The sequence below is a fragment of the Neobacillus oceani genome, assembly GCF_046237595.1.
Lineage (GTDB): Bacteria > Bacillota > Bacilli > Bacillales > Cytobacillaceae > Bacillus_D > Bacillus_D oceani.
The window spans coordinates 3,158,262-3,174,902 of sequence record NZ_CP143543.1; the positions used below are offsets into that span (position 1 = coordinate 3,158,262).

A 16,641-nucleotide genomic window follows, 5' to 3' on the forward strand; every position below is an offset into this window, starting at 1 on the left:
CCTTTTTGCCTAAGTGTGTTGTCAGCTTCTGTGGTGCAAAAATTGGAGCAGATCGTCCAATTTATAAGTATTCAGTACAGAGCTGCTTTTGATCCAGCCTTTCCTGGCCGCCGCGACGCCGACGCCCATATGGCTCAACATCGCGGTTTTGTGCGCATCGGTATTGATGGCGATTTTTACCCCTGCCTCCTCCGCCTTTTTCAAATGGACGTAGGATAAGTCGAGCCGATGCGGATTCGCATTCAATTCCAGCGCGGTATTTGTTTCTTTTGCAAGGTTAATCAGCAAGTCGATATCCACATCATAACCGTCCCTGCGGCCGATCAGCCTGCCGGTTGGGTGGGCGATGATATCGACATTCGGATTTTCAAGAGCAGTTTTCAGCCTCATCATGATTTTTTCCCGTGGCTGTGAAAACGCTGAATGGATCGACGCAATGACAATATCAAGCTCTTTCAACAAGTCATCATCATAGTCAAGCGTCCCATCCGGAAGAATATCCATCTCGATCCCCGTCAGGATTTTAAAATCGGTATATTTTTCATTTAGGCGTTTAATTTCCTCGATTTGTTCACGGACGCGTTCCGGAGTCAGGCCATTAGCCACCCTCAAAAACTGGGAATGGTCCGTAATGGCCATATGTGAATAACCCATTGCCCTGCAGGCTTCCGCCATTTCCTCAATCGTATGTGCGCCATCGCTCCAAGTCGAGTGCATATGGAGGTCCGATTTTATGTCTAGTATGTCCACAAGTCCGATATCTGGTGAATAGATTTCAACCTCACGCCCGTCTTCCCTTATTTCCGGAGGGATGAAAGGAAGCCCGAAATGAGCGTAAAAGTCATTTTCCGAGGCAAAGGTTTTGATCCCGTCCTCCGTTTCGACCCCATACTCGCTGATTTTTTCCCCGCGCTCCTTTGCCAGCTGCCTCATCCGTACATTGTGATCTTTTGAACCAGTAAAGTGGTGGAGCGCGGTTGCGAACTCTTCGCTTCCGACCATGCGGAAATCCGCGGAAATATCATAATCGAAGCCGAATGTAACCGATACTTTTGTATCTCCAGCACCAATGACTTCCTTTATATCGGGAAGCGAGAGGATTTGTTCCCTGACCGATTCAGGGCTGCTTGTCGCGATAATGAAATCAAGGTCCTTGACCGTTTCCGACCAGCGTCTGATGCTGCCAGCTTTCGAATATTTCTCAATACCGTCCATTTCGGCCAATTGCGACTCGATTTTTGCCGCAATAGGAAGCATATAGGCGAGCGGAAGCCTTTCCGGGCGTTCACCGGCCTTTTCAATCGCGGCGAGAATCTTTTCTTCCGATTTTTTCCCGAAGCCAGGGAGTTCGGATATTTTATGCATCCGGCACGCTTCCTCTAAATCGGCGATATCTTCAATCCCAAGCATTTCATGCAGCTTGGCCAGCTTTTTGCCTCCGAGCCCAGGCAGCTTCAACAGAGGAACAAGCCCCGCGGGAACCTCTTCCTGCAATTCTTTTAAAACAGAGGAAGTGCCCTCCTGAATGTATTCCTCAATGACGGCGGCCGTTCCCTTCCCAATGCCGGAAATCGCGGTAAAGTCCGTAATGCCCGAAAGGCTCCTGTTATCCGTTTCAAGGGCAAAAGCAGCTTTCCGGAATGCCGAAACCTTGAACGGGTTTTCTCCCTTCAGCTCAAGGTAAATCGCGATTGTTTCAAGAAGCGCAATGACGTCTTTTTTATTTTTTTCCATTCCAATCAGCACCTGCCTTATCAGTTGTACGAAAATGCCAGGCTAAAGTTCCCAAGAAAAGCGGAAGCGCCCGTTCAGCGCCGTATGGACTGGAGGGCCCCGATGGAGATAAAGTGAAACTTCCATCAGCGGAGTTTTTCCGCTGATGGTTAGTTGAACGAATCGGACCTTTAGGGACAGTTGCCCTTTAGGGCTTACTGTCCCTTAACGGTGGGATAAAGGAAACACGATGAGCGTAAGCGAATCGATGTTGACTTATCGTAGCGAGGGGACCGAAGTACACTAGGCGCTGGGCGCTAGAGCTAGACAAATTTTATGAATTTCTTCGCTTTCTTTTTAAAGAATAAAGAACTCCCCTGCTGTCAGAGAAGTTCAAGCAGCTACATATTCTATCCATAATTCCTTCAATTGCTGCGAAATGATAGGCGTATTCTTAATAATCGCTTCCGCAATGGCGGATTCCTCTAGAGGTTTCTGGATCGCATCCATTGGAACCAGCGCAGCAATATACAGGAGCAACAGGACAATTAAATACACTTCCGCAACCCCAAGCAATCCTCCCGCCCAAACATTCAGCGTCCTCAGGATTGGAAGATGAGCGATGAAGTCTAACATTGAGCCAATGATTTGTACAAGCACCTTTACCGCAATGAAGATGGCGATAAAGGCAAACGCCCGATAATAGGCTTCTTCCATACCGATGGAAGAGGCGAAAAGTGAAAGAGGCGAAGAATCGCCGAGTGTCGGATAGGGAATCCACAGCTTCAGTTTCGGGGCAAGGCTGTCGTAGTACAAATAAGCGACGATGTAGGCGCCCACAAAACCCGCAAGGTGAAACAGCTGCAGGATAAAACCCCGTTTAAGGCCAATAAAAAACCCAAAAATAAAAATAATAATAAGTACTAAATCAAGCATTTCTATTCGTGTTCCCTTTCCAGTTCTGATTTCAGCCGTTCAAGCTGGTCTTTCAGCTTGATAAAATCATTAACGGCATTTACTGCGGTAAGGACAGCCAGTTTGTTCACGTCGAGAGAAGGATTCTTGGAACCGATTTCCCGCATTTTATCGTCCACGAGCGATGCGACAAGCCTGACATGGCTCGAGCTTTCCGGTCCAATTATGACATATTGCTGCCCATATATATCGACCGTTGTCCGGTTTTTATTCATATTCGACACGTATTTGCCTCCATTCAAAGAATCCTACTCCCTATCATACCATGAACAAGCTTTACTGGAAAAGCGAAATAGAAGCTTCCCGCTTGAAGGCATGACTGCGGGGAATGTCGATAATTGCCTCCCATTAACGCCCGCGAAAGTATGGTAAAATAAGCTGATAAAGGAATCTTCAAAAAGGGGTGCTTGTTTTTGGGCCACGCTGTAATTATCGCCACACAGGCTGACATAGCAAAATTGAAAGAACATTATTCGCAATTTTTACTGGATAAACTCCCCACCGGCAGCGTGTTTTCGGCAAAAACGCCGTCCTGTACAATCACAGCCTACAAATCCGGCAAGGTCCTTTTCCAGGGAGCCGCTGCTGAGAGTGAAGCGGCCCGATGGAATGGACTCCAGCCTTCTGAGTCGGCAGTGGGTAAAAAACCCATTGCAACGAAGCCGGCACCCGGTTCGCATTTGCCTCCCAATTTCGGCCATTTGTCTGTCATCGGTTCGGATGAAGTGGGAACAGGCGACTTCTTCGGCCCCATTACCGTGGTAGCGGCCTATGCGAGGCAACAGGACCTTCCCCTTCTGAAGGAGCTTGGGGTCCGGGATTCCAAAGATTTGAACGATGAGAAGATCATTTCCATCGCAAAGGACATAAAGAACGTCATTCCGTTCAGCCTGCTCACCCTCCACAACGAAAAGTACAACGAGCTGCAGCAATCGGGAATGACCCAGGGGAAAATGAAAGCTATCCTACATAATCAGGCACTGATCCATCTTCTTGGGAAAATTGCTCCCGAAAAACCGGAAGCAATCCTCGTCGACCAATTTGCCCAGCCTGAAATTTACTACGCTCACCTAAGAGGTCAGAAAAAGGTTGTCAGGGAAAATGTCTTTTTCAGCACAAAAGCGGAGGGGCTTCATCTTTCTGTAGCAGCGGCGTCGATTCTTGCGAGGTATGCGTTCATACGGCACTTTGAAAAGCTCGGCGAAGAGGCTGGGTTCACCATTCCAAAGGGAGCTGGAGCAAAAGTGGACGAAGCGGCCGCAAAACTCATTTTGGCCAAAGGGCAATCCACCCTGCCCCATTTCGTCAAACTGCATTTTGCAAATACACAAAAAGCCATGGCACTGGTTGCAAAGAGAAGGGGCAGCTTTTAATTAATGCCAGGTATAAAGAAAGAGCCGGACCCAAGCGGGTAACGGCTCTTTTTGTTCAAATATTTATCATTTACTTTTTAAAATTATCCCCTCAGGACGGCGCCAGCCTGCTCCTTTAGAGCTTCAAGCACCTTGTCATGCACCTTTGTTACCTCTTCATCTGTAAGCGTCCGTTCTGGGTTCGCGTACTTCAAAGAGAAGGCAATCGATTTCTTGCCGGCTTCCATATTCGCTCCTTCGTACAGGTCGAACACGGATGCTTCCTTCAAGAGCGGCTTGCCCGCCTCAAGGATGATGCTGCGCAGTTTTCCTGCCGGCGTTTCTTTATCCGCGACAAGCGCGATGTCCCTTGTGATGGACGGGAACCTTGGAATCGGCTCGTAATGCAGCGGCTCCGTTCCAGCTTCCAGCAATTCGCCTAGTTTCAATTCGAATACATACGTATCCTTCAAATCAAGCTCTTTTTGCATGGTAGGATGGATTTGGCCGATGAAGCCGATCCGTTTTCCATCGAGCAAAATGTCGGCAGTCCTTCCAGGGTGCATGCCGTCAAGCTGCGCCTGCGCAAACTCAACCCGGCCATCAAGGCCAAGCTTTTCGGAAAGCCCTTCAAGGATTCCTTTTAGGACATAGAAATCAACAGGCTTCTTTTCGCCCTGCCATGGGTTTGAAACCCATAGACCTGTTACAGCGGCCGCCAAGTGTTCTTCTTCGACCGGAAGTTCGCCGCCTTTCGAAAGGAACACGGCACCTGTTTCATAAACGGCGAGGCTATCCGCTTGGCGCGCGCCATTGTATTTCAATACTTCAAGCAGCTGTGGCACGATGCTTAGGCGCAACAGGCTGCGCTCTTCACTCATCGGCATCGCCAGCTTGATCGCCTCTGTTTTTTCAAGCGCGTATTGGGCAACCTTTTCTTCACTTGTTAAAGAATAGGTTACAGCTTGATATAGCCCAGCGCCCTCAAGATAGCGGCGGACCACACGGCGTTTCGCCTGGTAAGGAGTCAGTTTCCCGGCAGATTGCTCGCCCGCGGGAAGGGTTTTCGGTATGTTGTCGTAGCCGTAGAGGCGGGCTGCTTCCTCAATCAAGTCCTCTTCGATCGTAATATCGCCGCGGCGTGTCGGCACGATGACCGTGACGGTTTCATCTTCAACTGACACGTCAAACTTCAGCCTTGCGAAGATGTCTGTCACTTCATCGATTGAAAGCTGCATTCCAAGGACGGAGTTCAGTTTTTCCATCGTAATTGAAACGACCGCCGGTTCTACTTTAAGTGCATCCGCTACGACAGTGCCCTCGAGTACCTCGCCGCCAGCGTACTCGGCCATGAGTGCCGCGGCCCTTTCACCCGCTTCACGCACCCTGTTTGGATCCACTCCCTTTTCAAACCTGGCACTTGCTTCACTGCGAAGCCCGTGGTCCTTCGACGCCTTCCTGATTGTGCTTCCTGTAAAATAGGCCGACTCAAGCAGGACAGTCGTTGTAGATGGACTCACTTCCGAATTCGCTCCGCCCATCACGCCTGCAAGCGCGACCGGCTCTGTCCCATTCGTGATAACAAGATGGTCGGAAGTGAGCGTCCTCTTTGAATCGTCCAGCGTTACAATCGTTTCTCCCTCATGAGCGCGGCGGACGAGGATTTCCTTCGAGCCCAGCTTATCATAGTCGAATGCATGGAGCGGCTGGCCGTATTCAAGCAAAATATAGTTTGTTATATCGACAACATTGTTGTGCGGGCGAATCCCTGCCGCCATGAGGCGCGTCTGCATCCAAAGCGGTGACGGGCCGATTTTGACATTCTTGATTACTTTCGCCGCGTACAATGGATTGTCTTCTTTCGCTTCGACGGTTACTTTTATATAATCGGAAGCTTTTTCGCCGGCTTCGTCCAGCTTGATTTCAGGGAACTTTACTTCCCTTTCCAAAATCGCGCCGACTTCATAGGCAACCCCAAGCATGCTCAAGCAGTCGGCCCTGTTCGGTGTAAGTCCGAGTTCAAGAACCTTATCATCCCGGTTAAGCGAAGCGATGGCATCTTCTCCAGGCGTTACGCTTTCCGGGAAAACGAAGATACCTTCCGCGTATTCCTTTGGAACAATCTTGCCTTCCATGCCAAGTTCCTGCAGCGAGCAAATCATTCCGTTCGACTCTTCGCCACGGAGTTTTGCCCTTTTAATTTTGAAATTTCCTGGCAGTACCGCGCCCGTTTTTGCGACGGCTACCTTCTGCCCTTTCGCAACGTTCGGCGCGCCGCAAATGATTTGAACCGGGGATTCCTCACCGATATCAACAAGGCATTTGCTTAACTTATCCGCATTAGGATGCTGTTCGCGCTCAAGGACATGCCCGATTACAATCCCTGTGATGCCTTCGTTAAGAGTTTCGACACCCTCAACCTCTATTCCGCTCTTCGTAATTTTTTCCGCAAGCTCTTCACTCGTTATGCCGGATAAATCAACATAATCCTGGAGCCATTTATATGAAACAAACATGTTTAAAGCCTCCCTTTTTTAAAAATTGAGTCTATTCCTGCCTCGAAAACTGTTTCAGGAACCGGATATCGTTCGTATAGAAATGGCGGATATCGTCAATTCCGTACTTCAGCATCGCGATTCGCTCAGGCCCCATGCCGAAAGCAAACCCTGTATATTTTTTCGAGTCATATCCGGCCATTTCAAGGACGTTCGGATGAACCATACCGGCGCCGAGGATTTCAATCCACCCGGTTCCCTTGCAGACGCTGCAGCCATGGCCGCCGCAAATTTTGCAGGAAATGTCCATTTCAACAGATGGTTCGGTGAACGGGAAGAAGCTTGGACGAAGCCTGATTTCGCGGTCCTCGCCGAACATTTTTTTCGCAAACTCGGCAAGCGTCCCTTTCAAATCGCTCATCCGGATATTTTCACCGACAACAAGGCCCTCAATTTGCATGAATTGGTGTGAATGGGTCGCATCGTCATTGTCGCGCCTGTATACTTTCCCAGGGCAAATAATCCGGATTGGACCTTTGCCGCCCTGTTTTTCCATCGTCCTTGCCTGGACAGGTGAAGTATGGGTTCGAAGCAGTGTTTCTTCAGTAATATAGAAGGAATCCTGCATATCACGCGCTGGGTGGCCTTTTGGCAGGTTAAGGGCTTCAAAGTTGTAATAATCCTTTTCAACCTCCGGCCCTTCGGCGATCTGGTAGCCCATGCCGATGAACAGGTCTTCAATTTCTTCGATAATTTTCGTTAATGGATGATGGCTTCCGGTTCTGGCCGGCCTGCCGGGCAAAGTCACATCAATTGTTTCCGAAGCCAAACGCTCATTGACCGCCACTTCTTCAAGCTGCTGCTGCTTAGCCGAAATTTCCGCTTCAATCGCTTCACGCACCTCGTTGACAAGCGCCCCCATTTTCGGGCGTTCTTCCGCGGACAGCTTGCCCATTCCGCGCAACACCTCTGTGATTGGCCCTTTTTTGCCGAGATAGGCGACACGGACATCGTTCAATTCCTTCAGGCTTGACGCCTGGGCCACTTTTTCAATGGCTTCATTTTGCAATTCCGTCAATCTTTCCTGCATGGATATATTCCTCCTTTTATCAATCGGGCTAAGTACGGTGCTTTTTTGGAAAACAAAAAAAGCCCCATCCCAAATAAGGGACGAGGCTTGTGTTCGCGGTACCACCCTTGTAAACACGTATGTATAGAACATTCGTGTTCGCTTCATTGAGATAACGGCTTCTGCCGGCGCACCTTTACATCCATTCCGGATGGTCCCGGTGCCAACTCGGGAGGTGAACTTCGCTTGCTTTTGCCTAAAAGTGCTTTCAGTCCAGGGCACTTTTTCCCTAAAAGGCTACAGTCAAGGTACTTTTCTCCGTCATTGTTTTTCTTGTATAAATTTAGTTGCTATTATATCTTATTTCCGCTTTTGTTTCAAACTGTTTCGGTTGAATAATCTATGCTGCCAAAACTTTGCTGGTTACCCTTCTTTTATTGGTCCTTATGCAACCGCAAATAATATAACAGCACACCGGCCGCGACGGCGACGTTCAGCGACTCGCTTTTTCCGTAAATCGGGACATACAGGTTTTCGGTCGTTTTTTCCAAAAAATCTTTAGAAACGCCATTCCCTTCATTTCCGACAAGGAGCGCGAACCTTTCCGCTGGCATGGCTTCGGTATAATTCCTTGCCCCTTCAAGCGCGGTGCCATATACGGCGATGCCTTTTTCAATCAGCTTCGGTATCCATTCCTCAAGCCTTCCGGTCAGGACTGGCAGGTGAAAATGGCTTCCCTGGGCCGAACGGAGCACCTTTGGATTGTAAATATCAACACAGCCTGTTCCTGCAATGACAACATCAATTCCCGCGGCGTCCGCGGTCCTGATCATTGTCCCGAGATTGCCTGGGTCCTGGACGGCATCGAGCAAAAGGAACGTTTCCGCGGTTTCGATTTCATCTCGGCTGGACTGTTGCCTGCATACCGCCATAATCCCTTGAGGTGTTTCTGTTTCTGATAGGCTTTTAAAAATATCCTTCGTCACGACAGTTACGGGAATATCCTTATAATCAATCCGGGGAGGGATGTCGGTTCCCTCGGAGATAATCAACTCAGCAATTGTGCCCGGGCTTTTGATTGCTTCTTCAACAAGGTGGAACCCTTCAGCCAAAAACAGTCCGGACCGGTCCCGCTCTTTCTTCATGGACAGCTTCTTCCATTGCTTCACCTGAGGGTTTTGGGCGGATTGGCTATGTTTCACAGCTGCCCCCCCTTTCTTTATCACTCATTTTCCTATTATAGCTTAACGCTTGTACATATTAAAACCTGAAATAGAAAAAGATAGGGATGAATGAAAATTGAAAAGGAGGATAAACAATGGACCTTAATTTGCGCGCGGCTGTTATCCATAACATTGCCGACAATACCCAGCAGGAACTTGAGGACACAATTGTCGACGCCATCCAGAATGGCGAGGAAAAAATGCTTCCGGGGCTTGGCGTTTTATTTGAAATCATCTGGAACAATTCTTCGGAAAACGAGAAAAAAGAAATGCTGCAGGCTCTTGAAGGCGGACTGAAAAAATCTTAAAAAACAAGCTCCCCGTGACAGTTGTCAGGGGAGCTTTGCTTTTAGCCCAATTTAATTTTTTCGACTGTTTCCTTGTCGAGGCGTTTAATGACCTCGACAATAAGCTTAACTGCATTTTCGTAATCATCGCGGTGCAGCATCGCCGCATGCGAATGGATGTAGCGGGTCGCAATTGTGATCGCCAAAGATGGAACGCCATTATGTGACAAATGGATGGCGCCTGCATCGGTTCCGCCGCCTGGGACTGTATCAAATTGATAAGGAATATTTAGTTCGTCCGCTGTATCGGTGATGAAATCGCGTAATCCTTTATGGGAGACCATCGACGCGTCATAAAGAATGATTTGCGGACCATTGCCCATTTTTCCAAGCGCTTCTTTTTCAGTAACCCCTGGAGTATCGCCGGCAATCCCTACGTCGACGCCAAAGCCGATATCAGGCTGGATTTTGGCAGCGGCTGTCCTGGCGCCGCGCAGGCCGACTTCCTCCTGGATCGTGCCGACGCCATAAACGACGTTTGGATGGTCCGCATCCTTAAGCTGCTTCAGGACATCAATGGCAATCGCACACCCGATTCGGTTGTCCCATGCCTTTGCAAGCAGCATTTTCTCATTTTTCATGACTGTGAACTCAAAGTAAGGAACAATCATGTCACCTGGGCGGACCCCCCACTCGGAAGCTTCTTCCCTGCTCGTTGCACCGATATCGATGAACATATCCTTAATCTCGACCGGCTTTTTCCGTTGTTCGGCTGTCAAGATATGAGGTGGTTTCGATCCGATAACCCCAGTTACATCGCCTTTACGTGTAACGATCGTAACGCGCTGAGCGAGCATAACCTGGTTCCACCAGCCGCCAACAGGCTGAAAGCGGACGAACCCCTTTTCATCAATCTGGGTTACCATGAATCCGACTTCATCAAGGTGGCCTGCGACCATGATTTTCGGGCCGCCCTCCTTGCCGGTTTTCTTTGCAATTAGGCTGCCGAGGCCATCGGTTGTAACTTCGTCGGCATAAGGAGTAATATACTCTTTCATGACTTCGCGGACTTCCCGCTCATTTCCCGGAATTCCTTTTGCATCCGTGAGCGCTTTAAGCATTTGCAATGTTTCATCCAGTTGTGCCATACCTATGACTCCCTTTTTTATGTATTTGACCAGTTCATTATACAAAACGGCGGGATATTTGTAAAAATTTTCTGCTAATAGCCGTTTTGCTGTCTTTCATAATTTACTTCATTTTTCACGCGGTATGCTTCTTCAATTCTAGTTGCTGCAAAGCCAAGAAGATTTGCAAGACCCATAAACGAACGGAACAGGGTCCGATAATCGCTTTCCGACCTGCTTTTTTGAAAAGAAGAAATCGCCCTGAAAACATCGTTGAATTGTTCAGTTACATTCCGTTTAGGTTCGCCAGTAAATTCAATTTCCGAAGTGAATCCGGATTCGATTCCAAGCGATAGAATGAAATGGATGCCGTCAACAAATTCCTCCAGGACGGTTTCCCGGGGTGACGATGGCTTCTTGCTCCAGAACTTGAAACAGCGCGTCTCATTGGCCAATTCCCCGACTTCGACGAGCAAGGCCAAGACCTTCTTGTCAAACAAATCCTCGTTTTCCAGCCCGTTGTTTTTCTCTATGTAGGAATCAAGGGCTCTTTGCATATCAAATAATTTTTCGAGATTCATATCTATCCTCCCTGTTGTTTTAAGTGAACAAGAGTGTTAATTATTCAGAATCAAGACCGTTTTGAGAAATCTTTTCCGGCGAAACGGTCTTGAAGGACTTTTAAAATTCGCACTTCCATTCACGAAGGTCGTGCTAGTTAATAATCGATCCTCTCCGAAATGGGAACCTTTTTCCTTTTGCTTCGTATGTATAGGATACAACAATGGTTTCGAAACCAAAAATAGTGCCATGCGGGTGCTTTATCCGTGTGAATCCAGGGACGTTTCCTGCACCATCTAAGACATCACACCTTGTTTTCCAAAAAGGCTTCCCCAGACCTTAGAAGACGGGCTACGGATAAATATAAATTGGAACAAAAAGCTTCTAATGCCAGGAGGGCGTGAATTTGATTATGGTATTACGTGTAACAGTACTGGTTTTGTTAACCTCTATTGTTATAAGAATTGCACACATCATTTTCAGTAAAACGAGAAAGCTGGAATCCGCGAAAAAACAGAAACGTTTTTTCCTCCTTGACGATAAGGAAAATCCTAGAAAGAATTTTTTCCTTACATACAAAGGAGCTGTATTTGAAGGCGAAAAATACCTTGGAATTTCAGGCGATTCGTTTGCAGTTATCTCAATTTCCCTATGGCCAAAGGATGCGGATAAGCTTGAAGGCATGACGCATGATGATTTCCTGTTTATCAAAAGCGAATTGGCGAAATCGTATCCTCATGCTTCAATTGAATGGAATGGCTCCGTCAAGGATCATTTGCGCAAACTCATGTCCAGCTCTCATTGAAAAAACTCTAGGTACACAATTAGGCTGATTTCCAAAAGCGCCAAAAAAGGAAAGCCGTATCTAAAAGCGGCGTGCTTTGTTTTATGCCTAAAATAATTCATACCCAATGCTGCCCCCGCGGCACCCCCGGCAAGCGCCGCAAGCCAAAGGGTCCGCTCACTAATCCTGAATTCACCGTGCCTGGCTCTTTTTTTATCTATTCCCATCAAGAGAAAGGCGATTATATTTATAATTAAGAGATATCCGAATACCAAATCCATATCCTCCCCCAAAAGAAGGTAAATTGAAATTTACCAACACCACAACTAAATAATATAGCAGAAAAGCCATTCCCTTTTTAGGAAATGGCTTTACAGTTGTGCTTATTTTTCAAATTGCTTCTTAGCAGCGTTTGCAAGTTCTGCGAATGCCGCTGCGTCGCTGACAGCAAGCTCAGCAAGCATTTTGCGGTTTACTTCGATGCCCGCAAGCTTCAGGCCATGCATTAAACGGCTGTAGGAAAGGCCGTTGATGCGTGCAGCTGCGTTGATACGGGTAATCCAAAGTTTGCGGAAGTCGCGCTTCTTCTGGCGACGGTCGCGGTATGCGTACATCAGGGATTTCATAACCTGCTGGTTTGCAACTTTGTATAATGTATGTTTTGAACCGAAATAACCTTTTGCTAATTTAAGAACTTTTTTACGACGCTTGCGCGTAACAGTACCGCCTTTTACACGTGGCATGTATTTTCCCTCCTATATGAATCGATCGCTCGATATTACTTAAGATTGTCCAACAACTGGCGAATGCGCTTGAAGTCACCTTTAGAAACCATTGCTGATTTGCGAAGCTTACGCTTTGCTTTTGTGGACTTGTTCGCGAACAAGTGGCTTGTATAAGCGTGGCCACGCTTCAGTTTACCAGATCCGGTCTTTTTGAAACGCTTGGCAGCGCCGCGGTGAGTTTTCATTTTTGGCATTGGGAAGTCCTCCTTGTTACTTGTCGTTTTTAGGTGCTAAAACCAGGAACATGCTCCGGCCATCCATTTTTGGATGGGATTCGATCGTCGCAACGTCCTTGCACGCTTGGGCGAAACGGTCCAGCACGCGCTGGCCAATTTCCTTATGGGTGATTGCACGGCCCTTAAAGCGGATCGATGCTTTTACTTTATCGCCTTTTTCAAGGAATTTGATCGCATTACGAAGCTTTGTGTTAAAGTCGTGCTCATCAATGGTCGGGCTGAGGCGTACCTCTTTCGTTGTAATGATTTTCTGGTTCTTGCGCGCCTCTTTATCTTTCTTTTGCTGCTCGAATTTGAATTTGCCGTAATCCATGATCCGGGCTACCGGCGGTTTTGCATTTGGTGCTACCAGCACCAAATCAAGATTCACACGGCCTGCGATTTCAAGAGCTTCAAATTTCGTTTTGATTCCAAGCTGCTCCCCGTTCTGGTCAATCAGGCGAACCTCCCGGGCGCGAATGCCTTCGTTCAACAACATTTGGTCTTTGCTAATAGTTAGCCACCTCCAAGGTTTAATAACGAATACGTTGTCCGGGGCAAAGGGCTTCCAGCTCCAGGCCGGACAGGTTTTATTGCATTAAAAAAAGCGCGGATGCATACACCCACACTTTTACGAACAGAAAAGGTTTTGTAAAAAACCAGTCACGTAAAACCTGCCAACTGCCTAGGCGTCAGCCAGGTGAGAAGCGGGTGCTTCTTCTTTCCCTAAATTTCGTATTCACTTTCACCTTGTAAACTATACCATACCCCAATCAGGGTGTCAATCATGCTGTTTTATAAAAGGCAACGTTAGTTATTGTACCAGACCATTTAACAAAGTTCAATAATGAATTTTGGAAATGTCGAAAACTATTTCCAAAAAAATCCGCCATTGCCACCGTTTGTTTGTTTTCCATCGCGGTATAAAGGGAAAACGGCACATACGCCCTCTTTTGAGGGCCGTCCAAAAAATTTTTGGAGGGTGATCGAAAATGGCAAAACGAGTAGTTGGAGTTTACAACAGTGAAGAGGAACTCATAGAAGCAATTGACCGTTACCAAAAGGAAGGCAATACTCTAAGCAACCTGTCCGTATTCGGAAAAACAGACGGCACCATGGAACATCTCGGAAATTTGACGGGCTTACGGGAGGAAACATTGAACGAGGATGCGACGACGGACAACAGAGGATTTTTCAAAAGTCTGGCATCCGCTTTTGAAGGGCCTGACGACACCGGTGAAGCTTCCTATTACGACCGCCTTGTCGGATTCGGGCTTCGGGAAAGCGAAGCCCGTGAATATGCAGGAGATTTGGAAGCAGGCCGGATTGTCCTGTTCGAGGATACCGGAGTTTCCGGTCAGGTTGTAGACGAGGGAACACGGTTCGGGTATACGGGCCAAGACGTCTCTGGATTTTCCCGGAGCGGGGTGGATATCGACAGGCTTGATGCGGAGGATGAACGTACGTTAAAGCTTCGTGAAGAGCAGCTCGACGTCCAAAAGAATCGTGTCCAGACTGGCGAAGTGAAGGTTCACAAGGACATAGTCGAGGAACAGGAGTCTGTCAATGTCCCTGTAACCCGCGAAGAGTTCTACGTTGAGCGGCGCGAGGTTGACGGTTACAATGCCGACGCCGGGGAAATTGGTGACGATGAAACGATCCGCGTTCCGATCGTTGAAGAAAAAGTAGAAGTCACAAAAAGGCCTGTCGTAACGGAAGAACTCGTTATCGGCAAAAAGGAAGTCCAGTCGACCGAAAAGGTTGTCGAAAACGTCAAGCGTGAAGAGGCGCATATCGAATCGGAGGGCAACACCGACTTTGATAAGAAACGGGACGTGTTGGACAACGACCGCACCGATCGACTCTAACAAAAATAGCTGCCGGCATAAGGCCGGCAGCTGTTTTTGTGTTTATCGTTTTACATTCTCTTTCAAGATTGAAGCAAATTCATCAAATGGCATCGTTTCCGACTTTTGTTCGCCATACTTACGGACATTGACTGCGCCTTCCTCGACTTCTTTGTCGCCAACGACAAGCATGAAAGGAATTTTCTGCATTTGCGCTTCACGGATTTTATAGCCAATCTTTTCATCGCGGTTATCCATTTCAACCCGGAACCCTTCCATCTGAAGCTGCTCCTGAACCTTGCGCGCATACTCATAATGGGCGGACGGAGATACCGGAATGACCTGGACCTGGACAGGAGCGAGCCAAGCAGGGAATGCTCCCTTGTATTCCTCGATCAAGAACGCAACAAAACGTTCCATCGTCGATACAACGCCGCGGTGGATAACAACCGGGCGGTGCTGCTTGCCATCCTCGCCGACATAAGTAAGGTCGAATCGCTCCGGAAGCAGGAAGTCAAGCTGGACAGTCGACAAAGTTTCATCCTTGCCAAGCGCTGTCTTAACCTGTACATCTAGCTTAGGACCGTAGAAAGCCGCCTCGCCTTCTGCCTCGAAATACTCAAGGCCAAGCTCATCCATTGTCTCCTTCAGCATCGCCTGCGCTTTTTCCCACATTTCATCATCATCGAAATACTTTTCCGTATTTTCAGGGTCACGGTAGGAAAGCCTGAAGGAATAGTCATTGATGTCGAAATCCTTATAAACATCAAGAACCAAATTCACTACCCGCTTGAATTCCTCTTTAATCTGGTCGGGACGGACAAAGATATGGGCATCATTCAATGTCATCCCGCGGACCCTTTGCAAACCGGAAAGGGCTCCAGACATTTCATAGCGGTGCATCAGCCCGAGCTCCGCGATCCGGATTGGCAGTTCACGGTAGCTATGCATCGAATTTTTGTACACCATCATATGGTGCGGGCAATTCATCGGGCGGAGGACGAGCTGCTCATTGTCCATTTCCATTACCGGGAACATATCCTCCTGATAGTGATCCCAGTGCCCGGATGTCTTGTACAGGTCAACGCTTCCCATGACTGGAGTATATACATGGTCATAGCCAAGCTTTGTTTCCTTATCAACGATATAGCGCTCGATGATCCGGCGGATTGTCGCACCTTTTGGAAGCCAGATTGGAAGCCCTTGGCCAACTTTTTGCGAGTTTGTGAACAGGTTTAGCTCCTTCCCGATTTTCCTATGGTCACGCTCCTTCGCTTCTTCCAGCAAGCGAAGATGTTCGGCAAGATCCTCTTTTTTGAAAAATGCAGTACCGTAAATGCGCTGCAGCATTTTATTGTCGCTGTCTCCGCGCCAATAAGCGCCGGCAATGCTCAAAAGCTTGAATTCCTTGATTTTTCCTGTTGAAGGGACATGAACGCCGCGGCAAAGATCGGAAAATTCGCCCTGGTCGTAAATTGTTACAGTTTCATCGGCGGGAATGGCTTCGATTAGTTCAAGCTTATATTCATCTCCGATTTTCTTAAAGAAAGCAACCGCTTCATCACGGCTGACCTCTCTGCGGACAACTTGAACATTTTCATTAACAATTTTGGCCATCTCTTTTTCAATTGCCGGCAAGTCTTCCGGAGTTAATGATTCAGGAAGGTCTACGTCATAGTAGAATCCTCCCTCAATAACAGGACCGACGCCAAACTTCGCCTCAGGGTACAGGCGTTTGATTGCCTGGGCCATCAAGTGGGCTGTGCTATGGCGGAGCACCTCGAGCGCTTCCGGTGAATCCTGGGTGATGATTTCCACGGAAGCATCTTCTTCAATCGGCCTCCTCAAGTCGTACATTTTCCCGTTAACCTTACCCGCGATTGATTTTTTCTTCAATCCCGGGCTGATGGACGCGGCGATATCTTCTGTTGATGTGCCTTTCTCGAATTCTTTCACATTTCCGTCAGGGAACGTAATTTTCAAATCTGCCATGTCTTTTTCCTCCTTTTATTGATAACCCAGGCGATAACCCGCCTTATGATTGTTTTGAAAAAATAAAAAAGCCCGCCCCTGGAAAAGGGACGAGCTGTTATGCACGTGGTTCCACCCAATTTTTCATTTAAACAGGCACACCAGCCCATTTGAAAAAATGACTTTGAACAGATAACGGCTGCGGCCGCCAGCAATTACTCATTTCCATTTTCACGG

General features: G+C 47.8%; 17 protein-coding genes and 2 other annotated features. Of the genes, 4 read left to right on the forward strand and 13 right to left on the reverse strand.

What is annotated here, in order from left to right; all coding sequences use genetic code 11:
- Positions 1-21: 21 nt before the first annotated feature.
- The 3 genes from polX to zapA form a co-directional block, all read right to left on the reverse strand.
- The gene (gene polX, locus V1499_RS15965) at positions 22-1,734 is read right to left on the reverse strand and encodes a DNA polymerase/3'-5' exonuclease PolX (protein WP_409270862.1); all 1,713 of its coding nucleotides are present in this window, start codon (positions 1,732-1,734) and stop codon (positions 22-24) included.
- Between the two features lie 372 nt (positions 1,735-2,106).
- The gene (locus V1499_RS15970) at positions 2,107-2,649 is read right to left on the reverse strand and encodes a CvpA family protein (RefSeq protein WP_409270863.1); all 543 of its coding nucleotides are present in this window, start codon (positions 2,647-2,649) and stop codon (positions 2,107-2,109) included.
- Between the two features lie 2 nt (positions 2,650-2,651).
- A complete protein-coding gene (gene zapA / locus V1499_RS15975; protein ID WP_316570910.1) occupies positions 2,652-2,912 on the reverse strand; it encodes a cell division protein ZapA in 261 nt (86 codons plus the stop codon).
- Positions 2,913-3,101: 189 nt separating this feature from the next.
- On the opposite strand from zapA, the gene rnhC reads away from it, so the two are divergent.
- Positions 3,102-4,061: a ribonuclease HIII gene (rnhC, locus tag V1499_RS15980; RefSeq protein ID WP_409270864.1), complete on the forward strand. Its 960-nt coding sequence runs from the start codon at positions 3,102-3,104 to the stop codon at positions 4,059-4,061.
- Positions 4,062-4,144: 83 nt separating this feature from the next.
- Here the strand turns inward: rnhC and pheT are convergent, their stop codons facing one another.
- The 3 genes from pheT to V1499_RS15995 all read right to left on the reverse strand — a co-directional run bounded on the left by pheT (position 4,145) and on the right by V1499_RS15995 (position 8,806).
- Positions 4,145-6,556: a phenylalanine--tRNA ligase subunit beta gene (pheT, locus tag V1499_RS15985; RefSeq protein ID WP_409270865.1), complete on the reverse strand. Its 2,412-nt coding sequence runs from the start codon at positions 6,554-6,556 to the stop codon at positions 4,145-4,147.
- Positions 6,557-6,587: 31 nt separating this feature from the next.
- Positions 6,588-7,625, reverse strand: a complete 1,038-nt coding sequence (gene pheS / locus V1499_RS15990; protein WP_409270866.1) for a phenylalanine--tRNA ligase subunit alpha — start codon at positions 7,623-7,625, stop codon at positions 6,588-6,590.
- A gap of 73 nt (positions 7,626-7,698) precedes the next feature.
- Positions 7,699-7,938, reverse strand: a binding site (T-box leader).
- Between the two features lie 100 nt (positions 7,939-8,038).
- Complete coding sequence (locus V1499_RS15995; protein WP_409270867.1) at positions 8,039-8,806, reverse strand: TrmH family RNA methyltransferase; 768 nt, start codon at positions 8,804-8,806, stop codon at positions 8,039-8,041.
- A gap of 116 nt (positions 8,807-8,922) precedes the next feature.
- On the opposite strand from V1499_RS15995, the gene sspI reads away from it, so the two are divergent.
- Positions 8,923-9,135: a small acid-soluble spore protein SspI gene (sspI, locus tag V1499_RS16000; protein WP_409270868.1), complete on the forward strand. Its 213-nt coding sequence runs from the start codon at positions 8,923-8,925 to the stop codon at positions 9,133-9,135.
- Between the two features lie 41 nt (positions 9,136-9,176).
- Here the strand turns inward: sspI and V1499_RS16005 are convergent, their stop codons facing one another.
- Both V1499_RS16005 and V1499_RS16010 read right to left on the reverse strand, forming a co-directional pair.
- Positions 9,177-10,262, reverse strand: a complete 1,086-nt coding sequence (locus tag V1499_RS16005; protein ID WP_409270870.1) for a M42 family metallopeptidase — start codon at positions 10,260-10,262, stop codon at positions 9,177-9,179.
- Positions 10,263-10,336: 74 nt separating this feature from the next.
- The gene (locus tag V1499_RS16010) at positions 10,337-10,822 is read right to left on the reverse strand and encodes a dUTP diphosphatase (RefSeq protein WP_409270871.1); all 486 of its coding nucleotides are present in this window, start codon (positions 10,820-10,822) and stop codon (positions 10,337-10,339) included.
- A 386-nt stretch (positions 10,823-11,208) separates the two neighbouring features.
- Between V1499_RS16010 and V1499_RS16015 the strand changes: the two genes are divergently transcribed.
- On the forward strand, positions 11,209-11,607 hold the full coding sequence (locus V1499_RS16015; RefSeq protein ID WP_409270872.1) for a sigma-w pathway protein ysdB: 399 nt from the start codon (positions 11,209-11,211) through the stop codon (positions 11,605-11,607).
- Here V1499_RS16015 and V1499_RS16020 read toward each other — a convergent pair.
- The 4 genes from V1499_RS16020 to infC all read right to left on the reverse strand — a co-directional run bounded on the left by V1499_RS16020 (position 11,601) and on the right by infC (position 13,085).
- On the reverse strand, positions 11,601-11,867 hold the full coding sequence (locus V1499_RS16020; protein ID WP_409270873.1) for a DUF1294 domain-containing protein: 267 nt from the start codon (positions 11,865-11,867) through the stop codon (positions 11,601-11,603). The genes V1499_RS16015 and V1499_RS16020 overlap by 7 nt on opposite strands.
- Positions 11,868-11,969: 102 nt before the next feature.
- Positions 11,970-12,329 (reverse strand): 50S ribosomal protein L20, encoded by a 360-nt coding sequence (gene rplT / locus V1499_RS16025; protein WP_316570921.1) that lies wholly within the window; start codon positions 12,327-12,329, stop codon positions 11,970-11,972.
- 35 nt (positions 12,330-12,364) lie between these two features.
- Positions 12,365-12,565, reverse strand: coding sequence for a 50S ribosomal protein L35 (gene rpmI, locus V1499_RS16030; protein ID WP_316570922.1), 201 nt, complete (start codon positions 12,563-12,565; stop codon positions 12,365-12,367).
- A 16-nt stretch (positions 12,566-12,581) separates the two neighbouring features.
- On the reverse strand, positions 12,582-13,085 hold the full coding sequence (infC, locus tag V1499_RS16035) for a translation initiation factor IF-3 (RefSeq protein ID WP_409270874.1): 504 nt from the start codon (positions 13,083-13,085) through the stop codon (positions 12,582-12,584).
- Between the two features lie 96 nt (positions 13,086-13,181).
- Positions 13,182-13,315 (reverse strand) — a sequence feature (ribosomal protein L20 leader region).
- 263 nt (positions 13,316-13,578) lie between these two features.
- Here infC and V1499_RS16040 point away from each other — a divergent pair.
- Entirely contained in the window at positions 13,579-14,454 is an 876-nt protein-coding gene (locus V1499_RS16040) for a YsnF/AvaK domain-containing protein (RefSeq protein WP_409270875.1), read from the forward strand.
- 42 nt (positions 14,455-14,496) lie between these two features.
- Here the strand turns inward: V1499_RS16040 and thrS are convergent, their stop codons facing one another.
- Complete coding sequence (gene thrS, locus V1499_RS16045) at positions 14,497-16,425, reverse strand: threonine--tRNA ligase (RefSeq protein WP_409270876.1); 1,929 nt, start codon at positions 16,423-16,425, stop codon at positions 14,497-14,499.
- Between the last annotated feature and the right edge of the window lie 216 nt (positions 16,426-16,641).